A 22,330-nucleotide genomic window follows, 5' to 3' on the forward strand; every position below is an offset into this window, starting at 1 on the left:
GGGGGCCGCCGCGTCGTGGTGCATCTCACGGCGACCGGGCGCGAGACGATCGACGACGCGGCGGGCGCGATCTTCGACCGCGAGCGCGACCTGCTCACGGCGCTGCCGGAGGGCGACCGGGAGACCCTCGCCGCGCTGCTGGAGCGGCTCGTCCTGGACCTCGAGCGGCGCGGCGGCTGACGACGGGGCGCCGCGCGGGCGTCGGGCACCGGCGGGGCAGCAGCGCCTCCAGCGCCGGTCTCCCCGACCTCAGCGCGTCGCGCGCGCAGCTCGCCTACAGCAGCGCGTCGTGCGGGCGCCCCGCCGGGGTGCCGGGTCCGCGCCCCTCACGACCCGACGGAGCGCAGCGCGCCGGGCTCCCGCCCCGCGAGCCGGTCGAGCCCCACCGCCGTCGCGGCGTCCGCCGGGAGGTGCACGACGAGGCGCTGGTGGTCGGCGTCCGGCAGCGTCAGGGTCTCGAACGCGAGCCGCAGCAGCCCGACGCGCGGGTGCTGCACCGCGCGCACGCCGCTGCGGACGCCCGCGAGCGGCCGACGCCGCCACCGCGCCGCGAACGGCTCCCCGACGGTCCGGGCGAGACGCTCGGCGAGCACGTCGGTCGACGGGTCCCCGCGCCGGTGCTCGTGCAGGTCGGCGACGCCCTGGTCGACGACGTCGTCCCAGTCGGGGTAGACGTCGCGGGCCCGCTCGTCGGCGAGCGCGTACCAGAGGAGGTTGGGCCGCTCGCCGTCGAGCATCCCGAGCGGGCGCGCGAGCCGGTCGAACGCGTCGTTCCACGCGAGCAGGTCGGCGCGGGGGTCGAGCACGTACGCCGGCGTGGTGAGGGTGTCGAGCAGCGCCTGGACGGTCGGGCGCACCGTGCGGGCCGACGGTGGCCGGCCCCCGGGGCACAGCTGCGGCCCGTGGGTCTGGGCCACGAGCTCCTGCAGGTGCGCGCGGTCGGCGACGGTCAGGCGGAGCGCGTCCGCGAGGGCGCCGAGCACCTGCGCCGACGGGCGGGTGTCGCGGCCCTGCTCGAGCCGGGTCAGGTACTCGACGCTGACCTGCGCGAGCGTCGCGAGCTCGGACCGGCGCAGGCCCGGGGTCCGGCGGCGCGGCCCGTCGGGCAGTCCCGCGTCGGCCGGGGCGAGGGCCTCGCGACGGCTGCGCAGGAACGCCCCGAGCTCTCCGTCGATCACCCGCCCAGTGTGCCCCGCGAGCCGTCCCGGAGGGTGTCCCCGCGAGGGCCAGCCTCACGGCGGCCTCCCTCGGCCGGAGGGCGCGCAGGACGCTCGTGCCATGACGAACCTCTCAGCACCTGACCTGACGGACCGCTCAGTGGACGGGACGACGACGCGGCTCGCGGTCGTGGTCGGCAGCACCCGACCCGGCCGGCGCGGGCGGGCGGTCGCGGACTGGGTCGCCGGCGTCGCGGCCGGGCACGACGCCGTGGTGACGGGACGCGTGGCGGTCGAGGTGCTCGACCTGGCCGACCACCCGCTCCCGCTGCTCGACGAGCCGGTCCCGGCGATGTTCGGCTCCTACGCCCACGAGCACACCCGCCGGTGGTCCGCTGCGGTCGACCGGTTCGACGCCTACGTCTTCGTGACCCCCGAGTACAACCACTCCCTCCCGGCGGCGCTCAAGAACGCGATCGACCACCTGTACGCCGAGTGGGACGGCAAGGTGGCCGGCGTCGTCGGCTACGGCGTGCAGGGCGGGACGCGCGCCGCGGACCACCTGCGCGCGGTCCTGACCGAGGTGCGGACGGCCGTCGTGCCCACGCAGGTCGGCCTGTCGCTGTTCGCCGACGTGGACTACGCCGGGACCGACCCGGCCGACCCCACCGCGACCGGGCGGCTGGCGCCCCGCGACCACCAGGCCGAGGCGCTCGGGGCGCTGCTCGACGAGGTCGTCCGGTGGGCGGTGGCGCTGCGTCCGTCGACGGCAGCGAGCCGGTCCGCGTGAGCGCCGCCGCGCCGCAGTCCGGGCGCCGGTCAGCCGCCGTTCCGGGCCACGAGCTCGGCCCCGAGCCGCGCGAGCTCGACGCGGACCGACTCCGGCTCCACGACCTCGACGTCGCCGCCCCAGCCCGCGAGGTGCCGGGCGACGTCGAGCGCTCGTGGTGCGGTCACGTACGCCCGCGCGCGCCCGTCCTCGTGCGTCCCCGCGGGTGCGCAGTGCCGACCCATCCGGTCCTGCAGGATCGGCAGCAGGTGCGCGTCGATCAGGACGGTCGCGCGCAGCGTCGAGCGCTTCCGCTCGACCTCCTCGACCGTGCGGTCCCAGAGCCGCTCGACGTCGAGGTCGTCGGGGCGCTGCGCGGGCAGGTCGGTGATCTCGGCGTGCTCGACGCGGTCGAGCCGGAACGTGCGCGGCCCGCGGTCGGTCCCGGCGAGCAGGTACCAGGTGCCGTCCTTGTCGGCGAGGCCCCAGGGGTCGACGAGGCGCTCGGACGGCTCGCGCGTGCGGCCCGCGTACCGCAGGCGCACGCGCCGGCGCTGCACGACGGCGGACTCGAGCTCGTCGGCCAGAGGTGGGCGGGCACGCCCCTGCTCGCCCCAGCCCACCGGGTCGACGACGACGGCGTCCGCCGCGGCCGCCGCCTCGGCGCGGAACGTCTGGGGCAGCGCGCGCAGCACCTTGCGCAGCGCCGAGCGCGCCTCGGGGCGGGCCCGGCCCGACGACGCCGGGCCGAGGAGCGCGAACAGGGCGCGCGCCTCGGGGGCCGTGAGCCCGGTGAGGTCGGTCCGCGCACCGCCGACGAGCTGCCACCCGCCACCCCGTCCGGCCTGCGGGTACACCGGCACTCCGGCGGCCGCGAGCGCCTCGAGGTCGCGCCGTGCGGTCGCGAGCGACACCTCGAGCGCGCGGGCGACCTCCGCGGCAGTCGCCCGGCCGCGGGTCTGGAGCAGCAGGAGGGTGGCGACGAGCCGGTCCGCACGCATGTCGTCAGTCTGCTCGTGAAAGTGCTCACTCGGTGAGCACTTCACCACCCAGTCTGGAGATGTCGGGCGGGACGGACCCGCCCCCGACGGAAGGAACCGACATGCTTCGTGGAGTCGCCACCGTGAACGTCTACGCCGCCGACCACGCCGCCGCGTCGCGCTGGTACGCCGAGCTGCTCGGCATCGAGCCGTACTTCGAGCGCCCCGGGTACCACGAGTTCCGCATCGGCGACCACGGGCAGGAGCTCGGCATCATCGACCGGCGCTACGCGCCCGAGGGCGAGCCGGACGCGCCGGGTGGCGCGGTCGTGCACTGGCACGTCGACGACCTGACCGGGGCCGTCGACCGGCTGCTGGCCCTCGGTGCGACCCTCCGCCAGCCGATCACGGAGCGCGGCGCGGGGTTCGTGACCGCGTCGGTCGTCGACCCGTTCGGCAACGTCCTCGGCGTCATGACCAACCCGCACTACCTCGAGATGCTCGCGCGCGACCGGGCCTGAGCGGTCCGGACGACCAGGGCGCCGGCGTCGTGCTCGAGCACGGCGAGGACGTCGGCGGCGTCGAACGCCTCGCCCGGCGCGGCGGCGCCGGGTCCCCGGTGCCGCCCGTCGAGGAGCCGGACGGCACCCTCGACGACGATCGGCGCGGTGACCGCGTAGATGTCGCGCCCGGTCGCCCGGGTGCGCACGGTGTCCGCGCCCCGGCGCACGGCAACGTCCACGACGAACTGCTGCGCCGAACGGCCGCGCTCGTCGGTCGCGGCCGGCTCCGGGGTGGCGGCGTCGTGGAGGTCGTCGAGCGGGGCCGTGTTGAGGTAGGAGCGCAGCTCGCCCACGTCGAGGTGGCGGTCGATCGTGACGACCTCCGAGAAGGGCAGCTCCACGACCGCCTGCTCGCCGAGCGGTGCGGGGTAGGTCCAGGTGCTCGTGGGCGCGGGCGCCGCCAGCTCGGCGAGCTCGCCACCGCGGATCACGAGCCGGGTCGCGGTGTTGCGCGCCCCGGTCACCCGGGTCCCCGCGGTCGGCCACCACCGGTCCAGGCCGATCGCGACCTCGACCTCGTCGGCGCGCGAGCCGCCGTCGAGCGCGGCCGTGACCAGCAGGTCGGCGAGACCGCCGTAGAAGGCCAGGGCGGGGACGACGGCGACCCCCGCCGCCCGGGCGGGTGCGTCGAGCTCGCGGTAGAGCGCCTGCACAGCGGGCTGCTCGGCGGTGACGTCGAGGTAGTGCGCCCCCGACCCGACCGCGGCGCGCGCGAGCGGGAGGGCGGTGTCGAGGAACGGCCCGGCGCAGTTGACGACCGCCCCGACGCCGGCGAGCGCCCGACGGAGGCCGTCGGGGTCGTCGGCGGCGACCACGCGGCGGTCGAGGTCGGCGTGCCGGGACGGGACCGCCGCCAGGCGCTCGGCGCTGCGGCCGGCCAGCACGGGGACGAGGCCGCGGCGCCGCAGCTCGTCGACGACGAAGCGTCCCGTGTGACCTGTGGCGCCGTAGACGAGGACTCGATCGGTTGCGTTCACGGAGCCATCGTCGCGAGCGGGGCCCGGCCCGGACGAGTGTCCGGAACGACGCCGGCCGTACAGTTTTCGACATGCCCCGGATCGCCCTCGTCCTGCACGGCTCGGCGATGCTCTACGAGGTCGCGATCGCCGCCGAGGTCTTCGGCGTCGACCGGTCCGAGCTCTCGCCCACCGGCAGCTGGTACGACCTCGTGGTCTGCACCGCCGACGGCTCCCCGCACCCGTGGCTGCCGCACCTGCCGACCGCGACGTACGCGGAGACCGCCCGCGTCGACACCGTGCTCGTGCCGTCGTCCGACGACCTCGACGACGACCCCGACCCGGCGCTCCTCGACGCGCTGCGCGCAGCCCAGGCGCGCGGCACGCGCATCGCGGCGCTGTGCACCGGGGCGTTCGTGCTCGCGGCGGCCGGGGTGCTCGACGGGCGGGCGGCCACCACGCACTGGATGCACGCCGAGGACCTCGCACGCCGCTACCCGCAGGTCGACGTCCGGCCCGACGTGCTCTACGTCGACGACGGCGACGTGCTCACGTCCGCCGGGAAGACGGCGGCGCTCGACCTCTGCGTCCACCTCGTGCGCCTCGACCTGGGCGCCGCGGCGGCCAACGGGATCGCGCGGCGCCTCGTCGTGCCCGCGCACCGGACCGGCGGCCAGGCTCAGTTCATCACCCCGCCTCCCGAGCCGCGCAGCCCCGACGGCCTCGCACCGACCCTCGCGTGGGCACGGGCTCGTCTCGACCAGCCCCTGACGGTGCGCGATCTCGCCGCGCACGCCCACCTCAGCACCCGCCAGCTCGCGCGCCGGATGCAGGCGGAGCTCCAGGCCGGGCCGCTCGACTGGCTCCACCAGCAGCGGATCGCCCGCGCCCAGGAACTCCTCGAGCGCACCGACGCCTCGGTCGACCAGGTCGCGGCGAGCTGCGGCATGGGGACCGCGACGACGCTGCGCCGGCACTTCCACCGCGCCCTGGGCGTCACGCCGACGGCGTACCGGGCGACGTTCCGCCTGGCCCGACCCGGCGAACGGCCCGCCCCGGTCGACGACGGGTCGATACTCGGCCCATGGCAGCACCAGCGGGCCCGCCCCGCCTCAACCGGCTCGTGACGTCCCTGATCACCTCGCGTCGTCTCGGTCCCGTGGTCCGTCGCCGGATGACGGTCGTCCGATACGCCGGGCGCCGCTCCGGCCGCGTCATCAGCACCCCTGTCGGCTACCGGCGCCGCGGCGCCGGAGTGGTCGAGATCCCGGTGGGCCTGCCCGGGAGGAAGACGTGGTGGCGCAACTTCACGGGCGAGGGGGCGGCGCTGACGCTGCTGCTGGACGGCTCACCGCGAGAGGGTCACGCCGTCGCGACCCGCGGCGCGCGCGGCACCGTGCTCGTCACGGTGGCTCTCGCACCGACCGGGGACGCCTGACCGGACGCTAGGAGACCAGCCGCTCGACCGGGCCGCGCTCCGCCGGTCCTGCGGCAGCGCCCGCCGGGTTGACCTCCGCCCACAGCGCGTCGAGCGAGAGCCCGAGCACCGCGGCGATCGCCGCGATGGTCGGGAACGCCGGCGTCGCGACGCGCCCGGACTCGATCTTGCGCAGCGTCTCGGGCGAGACGCCGGCGTCGAGCGCGACGCCGAGCATCGACCGCTCGCCGCGGGCCCGGCGCAGGAGGGCACCGAGGCGGCGGCCGCGCTCGACGTCGGCGGGGGTGAGCGGCAGCCGGACCATGACGCCGATAGTAATACCGGGATAGTCTGACCGGGATAGTTATTGGAAAACCGGCAGGAGCCCCCATGATCGAGATCCTGAGCGCCGTCGAGCTGCCCCGCGCCCGCGCGGCCGGCGCGCTCGTCGCCGACATCCTGCAGTCCGTGCGCAGCCGCTGCACCGTCGGCACCAACCTGCTCGACGTCGACCGGTGGGCGCAGGCGATGATCGTCGAGGCCGGCGCGCAGTCCTGCTACGTCGACTACGCGCCGTCGTTCGGCCGCGGGCCGTTCGGGCACTACATCTGCACGTCGGTCAACGACGCGGTGCTGCACGGGCTCCCGCACGACTACGCGCTGCGCGACGGCGACCTGCTGACCCTCGACCTCGCCGTCTCGCTGCGCGGTCTGGTCGCGGACTCCGCGGTCAGCTTCGTCGTCGGCGGCCCCGCGCCTGCGGGCAGCCTCGCGATGATCGACGCGACCCAGCGCGCCCTTGCGGCCGGGATCGCCGCCGCCCGGCCCGGCGCGCGCATCGGGGACCTCTCGCACGCGATCGGCACCGTGCTCGACGACGCGGGCTACCCGATCAACACCGAGTTCGGCGGGCACGGCGTCGGCTCGACCATGCACCAGGACCCGCACGTCACGAACACCGGACGGCCCGGCCGCGGGTTCACGCTCCGCCCGGGGCTGCTGCTCGCGCTCGAGCCGTGGGTCATGGCCGACACGGACGAGCTCGTGACCGACGCGGACGGCTGGACGCTGCGCAGCGCGACCGGGTGCCTGACCGCGCACAGCGAGCACACCATCGCGATCACCGACGACGGCGCCGAGATCCTGACGCTCCCGAGCCGCACGCTGCTGTGACGCCGACCCGGACGGCGTCCCGCGCGCGCGTCCCGACCGCACACCGGTGCGCACGGCCGCCCGCTCACCTCACGGCTGGGTCGCTGCCCTCGCCGCCTGGGCGCTCGCGGAGCGGCGGCCGAACCGGCCCCGCAGGGCGCTGAGGGCACTGGTCGGCCGGGGCTCGCCGCGGACGGGGAACACCGACCCGTCGGGCAGGGTGTCCCCGGCCGTCGAGGGGTAGAACGACAGGTCCGGCCACGTGCGCACGATCTCCATGAGCTTGGCCCCGCGCGCGAACGCGGACGCCAGCTCGGAGTCGGTCCCGGTGTACGTCAGGGTGAAGTCGTGGTCCTGCACGACCGTCTCCCCCGTGGGGACCTCGCCACGGCGCGGGGTCCAGCCCCACGCGCTCGCGGGCTCCTGGTGGTCCTGGTCCGGACCGACCCGGTAGATGTCGAAGCCGATGCGCATCGCGGAACCTCCCTGTTCGTCGTGAGGTCCAGCGCATCGACATCCCCGGCCCCGACCTGGAGCCCGCCGGGGAGATGTCACCCGTCGGGGTGCGGTCCACCTGGGCGCCCGTCCAGCTCGCGACCGGGGACCGCTCGGCGGTCACGACCGACGACGACACCCAGGACGACGCCTAGAGCAGCACGCTGCCGTCGATGCAGGTCACGGTGTCGCCGCCGACCCAGACGTCCTCGCCGACCTGCTCGACGTGCACGCGCCCCTCGCGCCGCAGCGCCGTGCCCTGCGCGGCGACGTACCGCGTCGGGAGCGTGCCCGTGCCGATGAGCCAGCGCGCGAGCCCGGCGTTGAGGCTGCCCGTGACCGGGTCCTCGGCGAACCACTCGCCGAAGACGAACGCGCGCACCTCGACGTCGGCCTCGTGCGCCTGGTCCCACGGCCCGACGACGCCGACGAACAGGTCGCCGACCGGCGTCGGGTCCGGGCGGATCGCGAGGACCTCCCGCGCGTCGGCCAGCACGACGCCGATCCAGTGCGGACCGTTGTCGACCCACTCGCACGCCACGATCGCGTCGTCGGGCAGGCCCAGGGCCTCCTCGACCCGGGCACGCAGCTCGGGCGACACCGGGCCGGAGCGGAGCAGCGGCGGTGCGGCGAACGCCAGCCGCCCGGCCTCCCGGCGCAGGCGCACGAGCCCGATGCCGCACTCCTGCACAAGCACGCCGTCCTCCCGCGGCACCCCGCCCGCCGCGAGCCACGCGTGCGCGCTGCCGAGCGTCGGGTGCCCGGCGAAGGGCAGCTCGCCGCCGGGGGTGAAGATGCGCAGCCGGTAGTCGGCGGTCGCGGCGTCGGTCGGCGGGAGCACGAACGTCGTCTCCGACAGGTTCGTCCAGCGGGCGAACGCCGCCATCTCGTCGTCGGTCAGGTCCGTGCCGTCGAGCACGACCGCCACCGGGTTGCCCCGGTACGGCGTCGCGGTGAACACGTCGACCTGCGCGAACGCTCGCTGCCTCATGCGGTTCAGCGTAGCCAGCGGGCCCCTGGGACGATGGGACGGTGCCGACTCCCTCCCCCACGACGCCCGCCGACCTGCCCGACGCCCCGGACGTCCGCCTGATCGCGGTCGACATGGACGGCACGCTGCTCGACCCGGACCACGAGGTGCCGCCGACGCTGTGGCCGCTGCTCGACGAGCTCGAGGCGCGCGGCATCGCGTTCTGCCCGGCGAGCGGCCGCCAGCTCGCGACGCTCGCCCGGCAGCTCGGCGCGCACGCGCCGCGGCTGTGCTTCATCGCCGAGAACGGCGGGCTCGTGGTGCGCGAGGGCGAGGTGCTGAGCACCGACGTCGTCGACCCCGCGGTCGTGGTGCAGGTCGTCGAGGCGGTGCGCGCGCTCGCGGCGTCGGGCGCGGACGTGGGCGCCGTCGTGTGCGGGACGCGGTCGGCGTACGTCGAGCGGCACGACGCCGCGTTCGTCGACGAGTGCGACCGGTACTACGCGCTCCTCGCGCGGGTCGACGACCTGACCGCGGTGGGCGACGACGTGCTCAAGGTCGCGGTCTTCGACTTCGGGGACGCCGCCGCGACGACCGAGCCCGCGCTGGCCCGGTTCCGCGACACGCAGCAGGTCGTCGTCTCGGGCGCGCACTGGGTCGACCTCATGAACCCCACGACGCACAAGGGCGCCGCCCTTAAGACCGTGCAGCGCGCGCTCGGGGTCACGCGCGAGCAGACGATGGCGTTCGGCGACTACCTCAACGACCGCGAGCTGCTCGACGCCGCCGCCTGGTCGTACGCGATGGCGAACGCGCACCCCGAGGTCCGGGCCCGTGCGCGGTTCGCCGCGCCCGGCAACGACGAGAACGGGGTCGTGCGGACGATCGCGGCGGTGCTCGGGATCGCGGTCGAGGGCGTCGCGCCGCTCGACGCGGGGACGGCGGTCGCCGCGCCCTGAGGTCGGACGCCGCACCACCGCCACACCGCCCGCCCGGCCGGTTCCCGCTCGCCCGTCGTGCCGGAGCCGCCGACGGCGACTCGGGTTCCGCGCCCCCTGCTCCGTCGAAGCGCTTCGCATCGAAACGCTTCAACGCCTTCCGTCGACGGGGGAACCGGGCGACGGTGAGGCGCGACGCGCTCCCGTCGCCGCGGACCCGGCAGCGTCGCCGGCCCCGCGGCGGCGCCTGTCCGGCGCGTCCCGAACCGAACGGGAGACCTCGGATGACCTGGAGAACCCGGCTGCGCACCCTCGCGCTCGCCGTACCGCTGGCCGTCGTCGCCACGACCGTCGTCGCCGCCGTGCCCGCCGCGGCGCACGGCTCGGTGACGGACCCGCCGACGCGCAACTACCGCTGCTGGGACGTCTGGGGCTCGCGCTTCCAGGACCCCGCCATGGCGGCGCAGGACCCGATGTGCGCGCAGGCGTGGCAGGCCGACACCACCGCGATGTGGAACTGGAACGGGCTCTACCGCGAGGGCGTCGCCGGCCGGCACGAGCAGGAGATCCCCGACGGCCAGCTCTGCTCGGGCGGACGCACCGGCGGCGACCGGTACGCCGCGCTCGACACCCCCGGCGCCTGGGTCGCGAGGACCGTCCCGCAGCGGTTCACGCTCACGCTGACCGACCAGGCGAAGCACGGCGCCGACTACCTGCGGGTCTACGTCACGAAGCCTGGCTTCGACCCGACGCGCGCGGCGCCGGCGTGGTCCGACATGCAGCTGCTCCAGGCCACCGGCCGGTACGCGCCCGCCGGCGAGTACCGCACGGACGTCGACCTGACCGGCCGCTCGGGACGGGCGATCCTGTACACGGTCTGGCAGGCGAGCCACTCGGACCAGTCGTACTACCTGTGCAGCGACATCAGCATCGGCGGTCCGGCACCGACGCCCACGCCGACCCCGACGCCGACCCCGACTCCGACGGTCACGCCGACGCCCACGCCCACGCCGACCCCGTCGGCCACGCCGACGCCGACACCCACCGCGACCCCGAGCCCGACGCCCACGCAGGGCACCGGGACCTGCACGGCCGCGGTCCGCGTCGTCGGGCAGTGGCCCGGCGGCTGGCAGGGCGAGCTCACCGTGACCGCGGGCGCCGCGGGCACGACCGGCTGGCGCGCGACCGTGCCCGGGTCGAGCGTGACGCAGGCGTGGAACGCGGCCGTGGCCGGCGGTGCCCTGACGAGCGCGTCGTGGAACGGTGCGCTGGCACCGGGGGCCACCACGACGGCGGGCTTCCTCGCGTCCGGCAACCCCGGGACGCCGACCGCGACCTGCGCGGGGGCGTGAGACCCCGCACCCGCACGCACGCGTGACGCCCGGCCCGACACTCCCTCTCGTGTCGGGCCGGGCGTCTCGTGCACGGGGCACGGTGTGCCGGGGACACGCAGCAGCGACCGGCGCCCCGCGGTACCGACCCGGCGCCCCGACGTGCCGACCTGGCGCCCCGAGGTGCCGACCTGGCGCCCCGAGGTGCGGATCTGGCGCCCCGAGGTGCCGACCCGGCGCTGGAGGCGGACGACGGGCACCGGCGAGGGCTACCGTCGGCCGGACCGTGCCCCGTCCCGACCGAGGAGGCCGCGATGAGCGTCCCCGAGCGTCTCGCCCCGCTTCTCGCGCAGTTCGACGTCGGCCGCGAGCGCCTGGTCCGCCGCCTCGTCGGCCCGACCGTCGACAGCGGCGACGGTGAGCCGGTCGCGGTCCCACCGCTCACCGACGACGAGTACCTGTGGGAGCCCGTCGCCGGGTGCTGGTCCGTGCGCCGCCACGCGGACGGACCGGGGCCCGGCGCGACCGTGCTGGTCGGCGCGGGCGAGTGGGGTCGGGACGGCGGGCGCCCGCACCCGTACCCGCCGCCCGTCACGACGATCGCGTGGCGCCTCGAGCACCTCGCCGAGATGCTCGCGGGACGCGCCGACCACCTGACGGGCGCCCACGCGCACACCGAGGAGGAGTACGTCGTGCCCGGCACGGCCGCCGAGGGTGTCGCGGCGTTCGAGCGCGCCGCGAGCGCGTGGCGCGAGGTCCTCACCGGCGCGGACGACGAGGCGCTCGACGCCGTCGGGCGGAGCACCTACCCCTACGGCAGCGACCCCGAGGACCCGCTGATCGAGACGGTCTGGTGGGTCGACCAGGAGCTGCTGCACCACGGCGCCGAGATCGCGCTGCTGCGGGACCTGTACCGGGCGGGGCCGCTGCGGCAGGGGACGCCCGCGGGGACGTGACCCGCGCCGTCAGGCCGGCACGATCGTCACCCCGGCCGCGGCGAGCTCGACGAGCGTGGGGTCCGCGGGGTCGACGTCCGTGACGACGCCGGCGACCTCCGCGAGCGGCAGGACGGTGAACGGCGACGCCGCGCCGATCTTCTCGGCGCTCGCCAGGACGTAGGTGTCGGCGGCCCGGCGGGCGAGCGTGCGCTTCATCGCGGCCTCGTCGGCGTCGCCCGTGGTCAGCCCGGCGGTCGGGTGCACCCCCGTCACGCCGAGCAGGAAGAGGTCGGCGCTCACGCGCTCGGCGGCCTCCACGGCGGCGGCCCCGCACGCGACCGCGGAGTGCTTGAAGATGCGCCCGCCGAGCAGCACGATCTCGACGCGCGGGTGCTCGACGAGGGCCGCGGCGACCGTCGGGCTGTGCGTGACGACGGTCGCGTCGAGGTCAGGGGCGAGCGCGCGGGCAACCGCGAGCGCGGTGGTCCCGCCGTCGAGGATCACGGTGCTCCCCCGGGTCACGAGCGCGGCAGCCGCAGCGGCGACGCGTTCCTTGCTCGGCACGCCGACGGTCCGGCGGGCGGCGTAGTCGGCGACCGCGGGCGACGCCGGGAGCGCACCGCCGTACACCCGCTGGCAGAGCCCCGCGGCGGCCAGCTCGCGCAGGTCGCGCCGGACCGTGTCCTCGGACAGCCCGAGCTCGGCGGCGAGGTCCTTGGCGACGATGCGGCCGTCGTCCCGGAGCCGGGCCAGCAGGACGTCGCGGCGCTGCGCGGTCAGCATGTGCACGTTTCTCCTTGTTCTTGCCGACTGATGCACGTAGTGTCGCACACATGCCTCCGCTCACCCCCGCCCTCGACGAGCCCGCCGCCACTCCCATGCCCGCCACGCCCCTGCCCGGCACCCGCGTGCCCGACCACCGCGGGCGCACCGACCTCGACCGCACCGGCCTCGACCTCGCCGGCAACCCGCGCGTCCGCGTCCTGGCCGTCGAGCTCCTCGCCGCCGCCTGGCACGTGCTGCGCCGCACGACGTTCGAGTACCTCGGCGCCGACGGCCGCTGGACCCGCCAGCAGCGCGAGACGTACGACCGCGGCAACGGCGCGACCGTCCTGCTCTACGACCCGGAGCGCGCGACCGTGCTGCTCACCCGCCAGTTCCGGTTCCCCGTGTACGTCAACGGGCACCCCGACGGCATGCTCCTCGAGACCGCCGCCGGGCTGCTCGACGACGACGACCCCGAGACCGCGATCCGCCGCGAGGCCGCCGAGGAGACCGGCGTCGAGATCGGCGAGCTCGAGCACGTCTTCGACGTCTGGATGAGCCCCGGCTCGGTGACCGAGCGCCTGCACTTCTCCGCCGCGCCGTACACCCCGGCGCAGCGGGTCGCCGCTGGCGGCGGGGTGGCCGACGAGGGCGAGGAGATCGACGTCGTCGAGCTGCCGTTCGACCGCGCGCTCGCGATGACGACGACCGGCGAGATCGCCGACGCCAAGACCATCCTGCTGCTGCAGTGGGCGGCCCTGCACGGTCCCTTCCGCACCCGCTGAACCGGCGGCGCATCGCGGATCCACCCGCGGCGAGGCTCACGACCTCGACCGACGCGCCGATCTGCTCGACGTCGCTCCGCTCGGGGCGTCGTCCAGGAGGGTGCCCGATGAACCACGCCGTCGCGGGCGCCGCCGTCCCCTCCGCACCCCGCGCGACGCTCGCGTGGGCCCTGGTCGCGCTGGCCGCGCTCAACACGGTCACGTTCGTGGCGGAGCTGGTCACCGGGTGGTCGTGGCTGCCCACGGTCGGCCACCTCCTCAACCCGCTGATCGCGACGCTCGCGGTCGTCCTGTGCTGGCGGGCGGCCCGGCACCCCACGACCCCGGCGGTCGCCCGCACCGTCTGGCGCCTGACCGCAGCGGGGATGGCCTTCATCGCCTCGTCGATCGCGGTGCGCCTCGTCACCGCGACCGGCATGTCGGAGGTCCCGGCACCGGTGCACACGATGCTGCAGGTGGCGGGCGCGATCCTGCTGGCAGCCTCGATCGTGCGGATCCCGCTCGGGCTGCGCACGCGGGCCCAGAAGGCCGAGCTCGCCCTGGACGTCGCGACGCTCGTGGTCGCGGCCGGCGTCCTCATGTGGCACCTCGTCGTGACGTTCGCCGGGGGCGAGATCACGCGCAGCACCGTGTCGCACGTGGCACCGGTGATGGCACCGGCGCTCATGGCGGTTCTCCTCGCCGCCAAGGCCGCGCTCGCCGGGTCCGGCGTCGTGCCGCGCCGCGCCCTCTACCTCCGCGCCGTGTCCGCGCTCGTCGGCGGGTTCGGGTCGGCGGTGGGCGTGCTGCTGCTGTCCGTCCGCCCCGACGTGGACGTCCAGCTCGTCCTCAACCCGATCGCCTCGGTCACGATCGCCCTGAGCGCGCACCTCCAGATCGTCGACGCCGAGCGCACCGGTGCGCCGGCGCCCCGCTCGCGCACGTTCAGCACGCTGCCCTACGTCGCCGTCGTCGCCGTCGCGGCCCTGCTCGTCCGCACGTCCGTGGAGGACGCGCCCGACCGCCTCGTCGTGGTCGCGGCAGCGGTCACCCTGACCGCGCTGGTGATCGTCCGCCAGCTCCTCGCGTTCCAGCAGAACGCGGCCCTGCTCTCCGTGATCGGCACGCACGAGCGCCAGTTCCGGCTGCTCGTGCAGAACAGCAGCGACATCGTCACCATCACGGAGCCCGGGGGCACCATCCGCTACGTGAGCCCGTCAGTCCTCCGGGTGCTGGGGCGCGACCCCGACGCGCTGCTGGGACGGCACGTGCTCGACCTCGCGCACCCCGACGACCACCGCGTGGCGCGCGCCGCCGTCGGGTCGGTCGCGGCCACGTCCGGCGCCGCGGCGACCTACGAGATGCGGCTCCGCCACGCCGACGGGTCGTGGCGGTGGCTCGAGATCGTCGCGTCGAACCTCGTCCACGAGCCGAGCGTCGAGGGCTGGGTCAGCAACGCTCGTGACGTCACGGAGACACGCGAGGTGCAGGAGCGCCTGAGCCACCAGGCCACGCACGACGCGCTCACCGGGCTGGCGAACCGCGTGCTCTTCGGCGACCGCGTCCAGGCCGCCGTGACGAGCGCGGCCCCCGGTGAACGGCTGAGCCTCGTGCTGGTCGACCTCGACGACTTCAAGTCCGTCAACGACACCCTGGGACACGCGGTCGGCGACGGTCTCCTCGTCGAGGTCGCGGAGCGGATGCGCGCCGCGCTGCGGACGACCGACACCGTGGCGCGCCTCGGTGGCGACGAGTTCGCGATCCTGCTCACGGGGCTGGACCGCGATGCGGTCGACGCGGTCCTGGTCCGCATCGTCGACGCGCTGCTGGCGCCCGTCGAGGTCGACCGTCACCGGCTCGTCGTGCGGGCCAGCTTCGGTGTTGTCGAGGGCGTCCGCGGCGACGACCCCGCCGAGCTGCTGCGCCAGGCCGACATCGCCATGTACGAGGCGAAGCGGCGCGGCGAGGGTGGCTTCCAGCGGTACCGACCGGGGTCGCAGCCGCTCGGGTCCCCGCGCACGGCCGAGGACCATGCACCCCGGGAGGGCGTCGACGTCGCCCCGGCCGCGGCGACACGGGCGAGCGACCCCCCGGCCTGAGCCCCCGGCCGACGGCGCGTCCGTCACGCGTCGACCGAGGGCCCCGGCACTCACCACCGGGGCCCTCGGCCGTGCCGCAGCCCGCTGCCGGACTGCTCCGCCGGCTCAGCGGAGGGGAGGCTGAGCCAGCTCGACGAGCTCACGCGCCTGCTCGACGAACCACTGACCGGCGGCCGGGTCGACCATGCCGCGCTCGGGGTCGGTCGGGCCGGGCGTGCCGCGCAGGCAGCGCCCGTCGGACTCCCCGGGGATCTTGATCCACAGGAACGCGTCGACGAGCTCGTTCCCCGTGCGCGTCGTCGGGCGCAGACCCAGACCGCGCCCGGGCGGGTTGCACCAGGTCTCCGCGTCGGTGTACTTGCCCGCCGGCGCCGTCCACGCGCCCTGCCCGTTGCGGCTCGTGTCGACGACGAAGTGCGTCGTCGGCTCGACGTCCCCGAGCACGAGCGCGTAGCGCGACGTGATCCCCGCGGTGTTGAGCGTCGGGTCCTCCGCGGTGTCGCTCCAGATGCCGGTGTTGCGCAGCACCACGCCGGTCCAGTCGTTCGCGGGCCCGCCGCTCCAGTACTGGTGGCCGCACTCCGCGACGCTGCCCGGCGCGACGACGGTCGCGTAGGCGATGCACTGCGAGATCCACGTGCCGTAGAGCACGTCGTTCTCGGTGCGCTCGTAGTTCGAGACGTTGAGGAAGAAGCCGTCGGCGCCCTGGATGCCGGCCTTGAGCAGGCGGTCGGTGATCTCCGGGACGGCGAGCCACGACGGCCCGGTGCCGTCGAGGTAGAGCGCGACGTTGGGCTGCTGCCCGATCCGCTCGACCGCGTAACGCAGCAGCTCGAAGCGCTCGACGGACGGCTGGACGCCGGTCGTCGCCGGGTCGAGCTCGGCGGGACGGCAGCCCTCGAGCTGACCGTCCAGCGTGGTGTACCAGGGGATGACGCCGAGGCCGTCCGGCTCGAGGACCACGACGGCCTCCTCGTTCCCGATGCCCGCCGCGAACGCGTCGACCCAGGCCTTGTACGCGTCCGCGCCCGCGGCGCCGCCGGCCGAGTAGAGCGCGCAGTCGCGGAACGGCAGGTTGTAGGCGACGAGCACCGGGACCTTGTGGCCCGCACGGCGCACGAGCGTGCGCACGTCGTGCCGGACCTCCTCGGGCGTGCCCTCGGTGAACCAGGTGGCGCTCGGGATGCGGCTGAGCGCGAGCGCGTCCTGCTTGGCCTGCCCGCGGAGCGTCCGGGCGACCTCCTTGGTCGAGCTCTGCGGGTTGACCCAGAGGCGCGCGGACGGGTCGAGCACGTCGTTCGCCGCCGAGGCGGGCGAGGCGGTGAGCGCGCTGAGACCGAGGGCGCACGCGGTGAGGGCGACGATGCCCCATCGCCTGCGGGCGGGGTGTGCCATAGGAACTCTCCGGGGGGTCGTGCCGACGACGGTGTCGGCTGGAGCGGGTCCGACCGGAAACTGGAAGCGCTTCCAGTCGGCGTCGACATCCTGCGCCCTGCCCGGTATGCCCGTCAAGGCGTGGGTCCACGCGTCGACCGCGGTGCCGCCGTCGCTCGACGGAGAGGCACCGCAGCGACGCCCGGTGGCAGGCTGCCGCGCCCGGCAGCAGTGACGGCGCCCTGGCGTGAGGTGCTGCGCACACTCAGCCCCGCGGCGCGGCGCGGGGCTCAGTCCCGCAGCGTGCCGCGGGGCTCAGTCCCGCAGCGTGCCGCGCGCACGCGGTCCGCAGCGTGCGGCACGCTCAGTCCCGGAGCACCGCCGCGACCGCGCTGACCTCGATCAGCGCACCCGGCACCCCGAGCCCCGCGACCCGCGCGGCACTCACGAGCGGCGGGGCACCGGGCCCGGCGAGCCGGGGAGCGATCGCGCCGTAGGCGGCCCGCAGGTCGGCGTCCTCGGCGATCAGCACGGTCCACTGCACGACGTCTGCGAGCGTCGCACCGGCGGCCTCGAGCGCGGTGCTCGCGTTCTCGATCGCGCGGACCGACTGCTCGGCGACGTCGTCCGAGACGACCGCCCCCGTGGCGTCGACGCCGTTCTGGCCGCCGACGTAGATGGTCGTCGCACCCGCGGGCACGACAGCGACGTGACTGAACGCCGGGCTGGACACGAGACCGGCGGGCTGCAGACGGGTGATCTCCATGCGCCCACGCTGCCACCGGGGTCCGACACGGCACTCGCGCCGACGGGCGCCCCGCCCCGACGGGCAGGGCGCCGCCGTCACCGACCGGCGGCGGGGTGGGACGCGGGCGCCGGTGCGGGTGCCGGTGCCGGTGCCGGTGCCGGTGCGGAGGCGCGCACGACGAGGCGCGTCGGCAGGATCACCGGCGACACCGACCCGCCGCCGACGAGGCGTACGAGCATCCGGGCGAGCTCGCGACCGAGGTCCTCGATCGGCTGGTGGACGGTCGTGAGCGCGGGCTCGGTCTGCTGCGCGACGGGGAGGTCGTCGAAGCCGACGACCGCGACGTCGCCCGGGACCGACCGCCCGTACGCGCGCAGCGCCCGGAGGGCCCCCGCGGCGATGTTGTCCGAGGCGGCGACGACGCCGTCGAGGTCGGGGTGCGCCACGAGGAGCCGGGCCATCGCGCGCGACCCGTCGGCCTCGTCGAAGTCCGCGCGCTCGACCGGCGCCGGCGGGGCCCCCGCGGCGGCCAGCGCCTCGGCGACCCCCCGCTCCCGGGCGGCCGACGCGTCGAGGCCCGCTGGACCGGCGAGGTGCGCGACGCGGCGCCGGCCGAGCGCGAGCAGGTGCTCGGTCGCGAGCCGTGCACCCCCGACGTTGTCGACGTCGACGTACGCGGGCGGGTCGCCGTGGGCCGGCCGCCCGCCGAAGACGACGGGCCGGTCGGTCGACGCGGCGAACCGGGTGAGGGGGTCGTCCGTGCGCGCCGCGACGAGCATGAACCCGTCCGCCCGGCCCGCGCGCAGCGCCCGCTCGAGCCGCGCCTGCCCGCGGGCCGACGCGGCGAGCAGCAGCGTGAGGTCGAGGTCCGCCTCCTCGAGGACCGAGGCGACACCGATCACGAGCCGGGCGTGGAACGGGTCGGCGAACAGCGCCGGGTCGTCGCCCGCGACGGCGAGCACCACGGCACCGGCCCGGTGCGTCGCGAGCGCCCGCGCGGTCGCGTTGGGCACGAAGCCGAGCTCCTCGACGGCCCGGGCGACGGCCTCGCGCTTCGCCCGGCTCACGTCCGGCCCGCCGTTGACCGCACGCGACGCGACCGTGCGCGACACCCCGGCGCGGCGCGCGACCTCGTCGAGGGTCGGCCGGCGGTGCGGGACGTCCACGGCGGCACCTCCGGCTCGGGCACCCGGCTGCTCCGGGCGGTCGGAGGTCACCGTAGCGGCGGAGCGCCGCGCCGTTGGCGTCAGGCGTCAGGCGTCGCGAGCATCTTGTCGAGCAGGGCCGCGAGCTGCGTGCGCTCGTCCGCGGTCAGGCGGTCCGTCACGGCGGAGCCCTGCGCGAGCTCCCGGCCCAGCTCGCCGCGCAGGGCGCTGCCGCGGTCGGTGAGGCGCAGGAGCTTGACGCGGCGGTCGCTGCTCGGGACCCGCTCCGCGACGCCGAGCGCCTCGAGCCGGTCTGCGAGGCCGGTGACGTTGGACGCGTCGCACGCAAGGTGGCTCGCGACGGAGCTCATGGGGACGGCCTCGTCGAGCATCAGGACGGCGCGCGCCTGGACGGGCGTGAGCCCGTGGCGGCCGACGGCCACCGCGAAGTCGGCGCGCGCGAGCTCGGCGACGGCGAACAGCCGCTGGCTCAGCGTCGGCTGCGGAGCCCAGCCGCCCCCGCAGCCCGTGTCCTCGTCCCCGTGACCCATCGCGCCAGCATATTGGTCAGGTGGATGGTTGACATCGTCAAGCATCCACCGACATGCTGACGGAACTTGAGCAGATCAACCATCGAGGAGCGCAACGATGAGCACCGACACGTCCGTCACCACCCGCCCGTCCGCACCCCTGCAGGTCAGCGCCGCGACCACGTGGCGCACCGGCCTCGTGGCCGCGGGCATCGCCGGGCTCGCCAACCTCGTCGTCCTCGCGGTCGCCGGCGCCCTGGGTGCCGACCTGCTCGTGCGGCAGACCCCGGACGCCGCTGCGAACGAGGTGACCTTCGGGATGGTCGCCGTGATGTCCGTCGCGCCGATCGTCCTGGCGACCGTCGTGCTGCTCGTGCTGCGCCGGTGGGGTGCGTGGGCATGGCGGGCGCTCGCCGCCGTCGGCCTCGCGCTCGGCCTGCTGACCGTGCCGATGCCCTTCGCGGTCGACGCGACGACCGGCACGCAGGTCGCCCTCGCGACGATGCACGTGGTCGCCGGGGTCGTGTGGTTCGTGCTGGTGCGGCGCGCGGCGTCCGACGCGACGCGCTGACGACCCGACGCGGGCGGCCGACCGGCGGGCGGCGGACCGACCGGGTCAGCCGTCCGCGGGCGGGCGCGTGCGCAGGTACTGCGAGTCGTCGTTCACGTAGGCGTAGTAGAGCCCGATGAGCACGCCGCCGCCGAGGAAGTTCCCGACGAGGGCGATCCCCACGTTGCCGGCCGCGAGCCCCACGTCGATGCCCTCCTTGAGCCCGACGATCGAGAACAGCACGGTGTTCGCGACCGAGTGCTCGAGGCCGAGGAACGCGAAGATGAACACCGAGACGATCATCGCCAGGCTCTTGGTCAGATCGTCCTTGATGAGCCCGTTGTAGACCAGCAGCATCGCCATGTTGATCATGAAGTTGCACAGCACCGCGCGCACGAGCAGGTCGACCCAGCCCGCGGGACCCGAGGCGACGTAGTCGAGCTTGTGCTCGACGGACGCGAGCATCACGTCGAGCGCGACCCCGTCGACGAGCGTCGAGAACCGGACGAGCAGCGCCACGAACAGCCCGCCGAGCAGGTTGCCGACGTAGCAGAGCCCGAGCAGCCGGACCGCCTTCCCCCACGTCGTGCGCCCGTGGTACGCGCCGATCGAGACGATCATCATGTTCGACGTGAGCAGCTCGGACTTCGTGTAGTAGATGAAGACGAGCGCCCACCCGAACGCGAGCGCGCCCGCGATCCGCCCGAGCGGCTGGAGGGTCCCCGCGCCGACGTCGATGCTGGTGAACGCGGCGAGCACCGCGAAGTACGTGCCGTAGAAGAGGCCGATGAGGATGCCCGCCATGCCGGCGCGCTGCAGGTAGCGGCGGGCGAGCTCGCCGGACATCGCCGTCTTGGTCTCGAGCGCCTCGAGCGCGGTGCTGATGAAGTGCTTGCCGGGGAACAACCCGTGCTCGTCGGCGGTCATGGCGACTACGGTCGCACGCGCGCGGGTCCCGCGAGCGCCGCGGCACGGGTCCGACGAGCGCAGCGGCACGGGTCCGACGAGCGCACCGGCACGGGTCCGACGAGCGCAGCGGCGCGGCGCGCACCCGGTCGACCCCGCGACCCCGCGACCGCGGCGGGATGCCGGATGAGAGAACTCCAATCCCAACAGCCCCCCGCGCACAGGTCACGGTTCTATAACGTGCTGTGAATGAACCCGACCCAGGACACCCCCCTGACCGAGCCCCGACGGCGTGACGTGCGGCGTGCGCGGGTCGCCCGGGCACGCCGGCACCGGTTCCGCGCCCGAGGGATCGTCGTGATGTCGCTCGCGCTGTGCACCGGCGCGGCGTCCGCGTGGGCGGTCGCGCCCTGGCAGTCCGAGGCGCCCGCGCGCGACGCCGGCTCCGGCGGGCAGTCGGCCGCGCGCAGCTGGTACTCCGCCTACACCGCCGGCCGGGACTGGCAGCCCGGCCACTCCGCAGCGGGCTGGTACGCCGCCTACTCGGCCGGCTCCGGCTGGTCGGGCTGGTCCGGCTACCGCCACGGTCGCTGGCCGCGCCCCGTCCACCCGCGCCCGACCCCGGCCCCGACCGCCACCCCGTCCCCCACGATCGTCCCGACCATCGCCCCCGAGCCCACGGCGGTGCCGACGGTCGCACCGACCCCCACGGCCGCCCCGACCGCCGCGCCGACCCCGCTGCCGACGAACCCCGGCACGGCGCCGACCGCCTCCCCCGCACCGACCCGCACGCCGGCCCCCGCACCGACGCGGAGCCCGAGGCCCACGCCGACGTCGTCCCCGTCGGCACCCGGCACGACGCCGCCCCCGGTCGCCACCCCCGCACCCACGACCCCGGGCCTCACGCCCGACCAGCAGTACGCCGCGACGCTCGTCACGCTCACGAACCAGCAGCGGGCCGCCGCGGGCCTGCCCGCGCTCGCCGTCTCGGACTGCGCGACGCAGCAGGCGGTCGCGCGCGCGGCGCTGCTCGTCGCCGAGAACCGCTTCGAGCACGACCCCCTCGGGCCGATCCTCACGGCGTGCCGCGCACGCTCGGTCGGCGAGAACATCGCGCTCGGCTACCCGACGCCGGCCGCGATGATGACCGGCTGGATGAACTCGGAGGGGCACCGCGCGAACATCCTGCGCTCGTACACCTCGGTCGGGATCGGCTGCGTGTCCGGTCCCCGCGGGATGCTCTGCGCGCAGGTCTTCGTCAGCTGAGCGGCGCGGGTGACCGTGGGTCGCGATCCGGGCCTCCCACGGTCACCCGGCGCTCGGTAGCGTGGTGCGCATGCCCATCAGGCTCGAGAACGTCGGCATCGCGGTCCGCGACCTCGAGGAGGCGATCGCCTTCTTCACCGACCTGGGGCTGACCGTCCTGGGCCGGGACACGGTGAGCGGGGAGTGGGCGGACACCGCCGTCGGCCTCGACGGCAACCACGCCCGCATCGCCATGCTCCAGACGCCCGACGGCCATGGCCGCCTCGAGCTGTTCGAGCACCTCCATCCCGAGGCGATCGAGACCGAGCCGACCCGGCCGCACGAGATCGGCATGCACCGCGTGGCCTTCTCGGTCGACGACCTGGACGAGGCCCTCGCGATCGCCGCGCGGCACGGCTGTCACCCGCTGCGCGGCGTCGCCACCTACGAGGACGTCTACCGGCTCACCTACCTCCGCGGCCCGAGCGGGATCATCGTGATGCTCGCCCAGGAGCTGACCCCGGCGTAGCGGCGGGGG

25 protein-coding genes and 1 pseudogene are annotated in these 22,330 nt (G+C 75.7%); 14 read left to right on the plus strand and 12 right to left on the minus strand.

Translation table 11 applies throughout. The features are described 5' to 3' along the window. Positions 1-180 (plus strand): annotated as a pseudogene (locus tag CCE01nite_RS21140) (hypothetical protein); the annotation flags it as partial. Between the two features lie 146 nt (positions 181-326). Here the strand turns inward: CCE01nite_RS21140 and CCE01nite_RS02465 are convergent. Continuing rightward, positions 327-1,178, minus strand: a complete 852-nt coding sequence (locus CCE01nite_RS02465) for a helix-turn-helix transcriptional regulator (RefSeq protein WP_141371940.1) — start codon at positions 1,176-1,178, stop codon at positions 327-329. Positions 1,179-1,278: 100 nt separating this feature from the next. On the opposite strand from CCE01nite_RS02465, the gene CCE01nite_RS02470 reads away from it, so the two are divergent. Then, complete coding sequence (locus CCE01nite_RS02470; protein ID WP_052103567.1) at positions 1,279-1,947, plus strand: NADPH-dependent FMN reductase; 669 nt, start codon at positions 1,279-1,281, stop codon at positions 1,945-1,947. Positions 1,948-1,976: 29 nt separating this feature from the next. Here the strand turns inward: CCE01nite_RS02470 and CCE01nite_RS02475 are convergent, their stop codons facing one another. Next, entirely contained in the window at positions 1,977-2,927 is a 951-nt protein-coding gene (locus tag CCE01nite_RS02475) for a helix-turn-helix transcriptional regulator (protein WP_034626024.1), read from the minus strand. 101 nt (positions 2,928-3,028) lie between these two features. On the opposite strand from CCE01nite_RS02475, the gene CCE01nite_RS02480 reads away from it, so the two are divergent. Beyond that, positions 3,029-3,427, plus strand: coding sequence for a VOC family protein (locus CCE01nite_RS02480; RefSeq protein WP_034626027.1), 399 nt, complete (start codon positions 3,029-3,031; stop codon positions 3,425-3,427). Here CCE01nite_RS02480 and CCE01nite_RS02485 read toward each other — a convergent pair. Beyond that, positions 3,394-4,446, minus strand: coding sequence for a saccharopine dehydrogenase family protein (locus CCE01nite_RS02485; RefSeq protein ID WP_034626030.1), 1,053 nt, complete (start codon positions 4,444-4,446; stop codon positions 3,394-3,396). The genes CCE01nite_RS02480 and CCE01nite_RS02485 overlap by 34 nt on opposite strands. A 71-nt stretch (positions 4,447-4,517) precedes the next feature. On the opposite strand from CCE01nite_RS02485, the gene CCE01nite_RS02490 reads away from it, so the two are divergent. Beyond that, entirely contained in the window at positions 4,518-5,552 is a 1,035-nt protein-coding gene (locus CCE01nite_RS02490; protein WP_084142486.1) for a GlxA family transcriptional regulator, read from the plus strand. A 47-nt stretch (positions 5,553-5,599) separates the two neighbouring features. After that, positions 5,600-5,863 carry a hypothetical protein gene (locus CCE01nite_RS02495; protein ID WP_211254516.1) on the plus strand — a complete coding sequence of 88 codons (264 nt, stop codon included), beginning with the start codon at positions 5,600-5,602 and terminating at the stop codon, positions 5,861-5,863. A 7-nt stretch (positions 5,864-5,870) separates the two neighbouring features. Here CCE01nite_RS02495 and CCE01nite_RS02500 read toward each other — a convergent pair whose 3' ends face one another. Then, on the minus strand, positions 5,871-6,167 hold the full coding sequence (locus CCE01nite_RS02500) for a helix-turn-helix domain-containing protein (RefSeq protein WP_034626036.1): 297 nt from the start codon (positions 6,165-6,167) through the stop codon (positions 5,871-5,873). A gap of 65 nt (positions 6,168-6,232) precedes the next feature. Between CCE01nite_RS02500 and map the strand changes: the two genes are divergently transcribed. Beyond that, positions 6,233-7,015: a type I methionyl aminopeptidase gene (map, locus tag CCE01nite_RS02505; protein WP_034626039.1), complete on the plus strand. Its 783-nt coding sequence runs from the start codon at positions 6,233-6,235 to the stop codon at positions 7,013-7,015. Positions 7,016-7,084: 69 nt separating this feature from the next. On the opposite strand, the gene CCE01nite_RS02510 is transcribed toward map, so the two are convergent. Both CCE01nite_RS02510 and CCE01nite_RS02515 read right to left on the minus strand, forming a co-directional pair. Then, positions 7,085-7,468, minus strand: a complete 384-nt coding sequence (locus tag CCE01nite_RS02510) for a hypothetical protein (protein WP_034626043.1) — start codon at positions 7,466-7,468, stop codon at positions 7,085-7,087. 172 nt (positions 7,469-7,640) lie between these two features. Continuing rightward, positions 7,641-8,480 carry a PhzF family phenazine biosynthesis protein gene (locus CCE01nite_RS02515; protein WP_034626047.1) on the minus strand — a complete coding sequence of 280 codons (840 nt, stop codon included), beginning with the start codon at positions 8,478-8,480 and terminating at the stop codon, positions 7,641-7,643. Positions 8,481-8,521: 41 nt separating this feature from the next. Between CCE01nite_RS02515 and CCE01nite_RS02520 the strand changes: the two genes are divergently transcribed. From CCE01nite_RS02520 to CCE01nite_RS02530, 3 genes are all read left to right on the plus strand, one after another. After that, entirely contained in the window at positions 8,522-9,418 is an 897-nt protein-coding gene (locus tag CCE01nite_RS02520) for a Cof-type HAD-IIB family hydrolase (RefSeq protein WP_052103569.1), read from the plus strand. 263 nt (positions 9,419-9,681) lie between these two features. Further along, positions 9,682-10,749, plus strand: a complete 1,068-nt coding sequence (locus CCE01nite_RS02525) for a lytic polysaccharide monooxygenase (protein ID WP_034626050.1) — start codon at positions 9,682-9,684, stop codon at positions 10,747-10,749. A 293-nt stretch (positions 10,750-11,042) separates the two neighbouring features. Then, positions 11,043-11,684, plus strand: coding sequence for a DinB family protein (locus CCE01nite_RS02530; protein WP_034626053.1), 642 nt, complete (start codon positions 11,043-11,045; stop codon positions 11,682-11,684). A 9-nt stretch (positions 11,685-11,693) separates the two neighbouring features. Here CCE01nite_RS02530 and CCE01nite_RS02535 read toward each other — a convergent pair whose 3' ends face one another. Next, a complete protein-coding gene (locus CCE01nite_RS02535) occupies positions 11,694-12,449 on the minus strand; it encodes a DeoR/GlpR family DNA-binding transcription regulator (RefSeq protein ID WP_034626116.1) in 756 nt (251 codons plus the stop codon). Positions 12,450-12,544: 95 nt separating this feature from the next. Here CCE01nite_RS02535 and CCE01nite_RS02540 point away from each other — a divergent pair, with 95 nt between their 5' ends. Together CCE01nite_RS02540 and CCE01nite_RS02545 are read left to right on the plus strand one after the other, a co-directional pair. Next, positions 12,545-13,216, plus strand: a complete 672-nt coding sequence (locus tag CCE01nite_RS02540) for an NUDIX domain-containing protein (protein ID WP_034626056.1) — start codon at positions 12,545-12,547, stop codon at positions 13,214-13,216. Between the two features lie 107 nt (positions 13,217-13,323). Next, entirely contained in the window at positions 13,324-15,294 is a 1,971-nt protein-coding gene (locus tag CCE01nite_RS02545) for a sensor domain-containing diguanylate cyclase (RefSeq protein ID WP_052103571.1), read from the plus strand. Between the two features lie 105 nt (positions 15,295-15,399). Here CCE01nite_RS02545 and CCE01nite_RS02550 read toward each other — a convergent pair whose 3' ends face one another. The 4 genes from CCE01nite_RS02550 to CCE01nite_RS02565 all read right to left on the minus strand — a co-directional run bounded on the left by CCE01nite_RS02550 (position 15,400) and on the right by CCE01nite_RS02565 (position 19,112). Then, positions 15,400-16,689 carry a glycoside hydrolase family 6 protein gene (locus CCE01nite_RS02550; RefSeq protein ID WP_034626061.1) on the minus strand — a complete coding sequence of 430 codons (1,290 nt, stop codon included), beginning with the start codon at positions 16,687-16,689 and terminating at the stop codon, positions 15,400-15,402. Positions 16,690-17,032: 343 nt separating this feature from the next. Continuing rightward, complete coding sequence (locus tag CCE01nite_RS02555) at positions 17,033-17,434, minus strand: RidA family protein (protein ID WP_034626067.1); 402 nt, start codon at positions 17,432-17,434, stop codon at positions 17,033-17,035. A gap of 77 nt (positions 17,435-17,511) precedes the next feature. Next, a complete protein-coding gene (locus tag CCE01nite_RS02560) occupies positions 17,512-18,582 on the minus strand; it encodes a LacI family DNA-binding transcriptional regulator (protein ID WP_084142487.1) in 1,071 nt (356 codons plus the stop codon). An 80-nt stretch (positions 18,583-18,662) separates the two neighbouring features. After that, entirely contained in the window at positions 18,663-19,112 is a 450-nt protein-coding gene (locus tag CCE01nite_RS02565) for a MarR family winged helix-turn-helix transcriptional regulator (RefSeq protein ID WP_052103576.1), read from the minus strand. A gap of 97 nt (positions 19,113-19,209) precedes the next feature. Between CCE01nite_RS02565 and CCE01nite_RS02570 the strand changes: the two genes are divergently transcribed. After that, positions 19,210-19,662 carry a DUF6069 family protein gene (locus tag CCE01nite_RS02570; RefSeq protein ID WP_034626072.1) on the plus strand — a complete coding sequence of 151 codons (453 nt, stop codon included), beginning with the start codon at positions 19,210-19,212 and terminating at the stop codon, positions 19,660-19,662. 45 nt (positions 19,663-19,707) lie between these two features. Here CCE01nite_RS02570 and CCE01nite_RS02575 read toward each other — a convergent pair whose 3' ends face one another. After that, a complete protein-coding gene (locus tag CCE01nite_RS02575; RefSeq protein WP_034626077.1) occupies positions 19,708-20,568 on the minus strand; it encodes a formate/nitrite transporter family protein in 861 nt (286 codons plus the stop codon). A gap of 228 nt (positions 20,569-20,796) precedes the next feature. On the opposite strand from CCE01nite_RS02575, the gene CCE01nite_RS02580 reads away from it, so the two are divergent. Beyond that, the gene (locus tag CCE01nite_RS02580) at positions 20,797-21,813 is read left to right on the plus strand and encodes a CAP domain-containing protein (RefSeq protein ID WP_052103578.1); all 1,017 of its coding nucleotides are present in this window, start codon (positions 20,797-20,799) and stop codon (positions 21,811-21,813) included. 70 nt (positions 21,814-21,883) lie between these two features. After that, the gene (locus CCE01nite_RS02585) at positions 21,884-22,321 is read left to right on the plus strand and encodes a VOC family protein (RefSeq protein WP_034626133.1); all 438 of its coding nucleotides are present in this window, start codon (positions 21,884-21,886) and stop codon (positions 22,319-22,321) included. The last annotated feature ends 9 nt before the right edge of the window (positions 22,322-22,330 follow it).

Source organism: Cellulomonas cellasea (assembly GCF_006538745.1).
In the GTDB taxonomy this organism is placed as follows: Bacteria; Actinomycetota; Actinomycetes; order Actinomycetales; family Cellulomonadaceae; genus Cellulomonas_A; species Cellulomonas_A cellasea.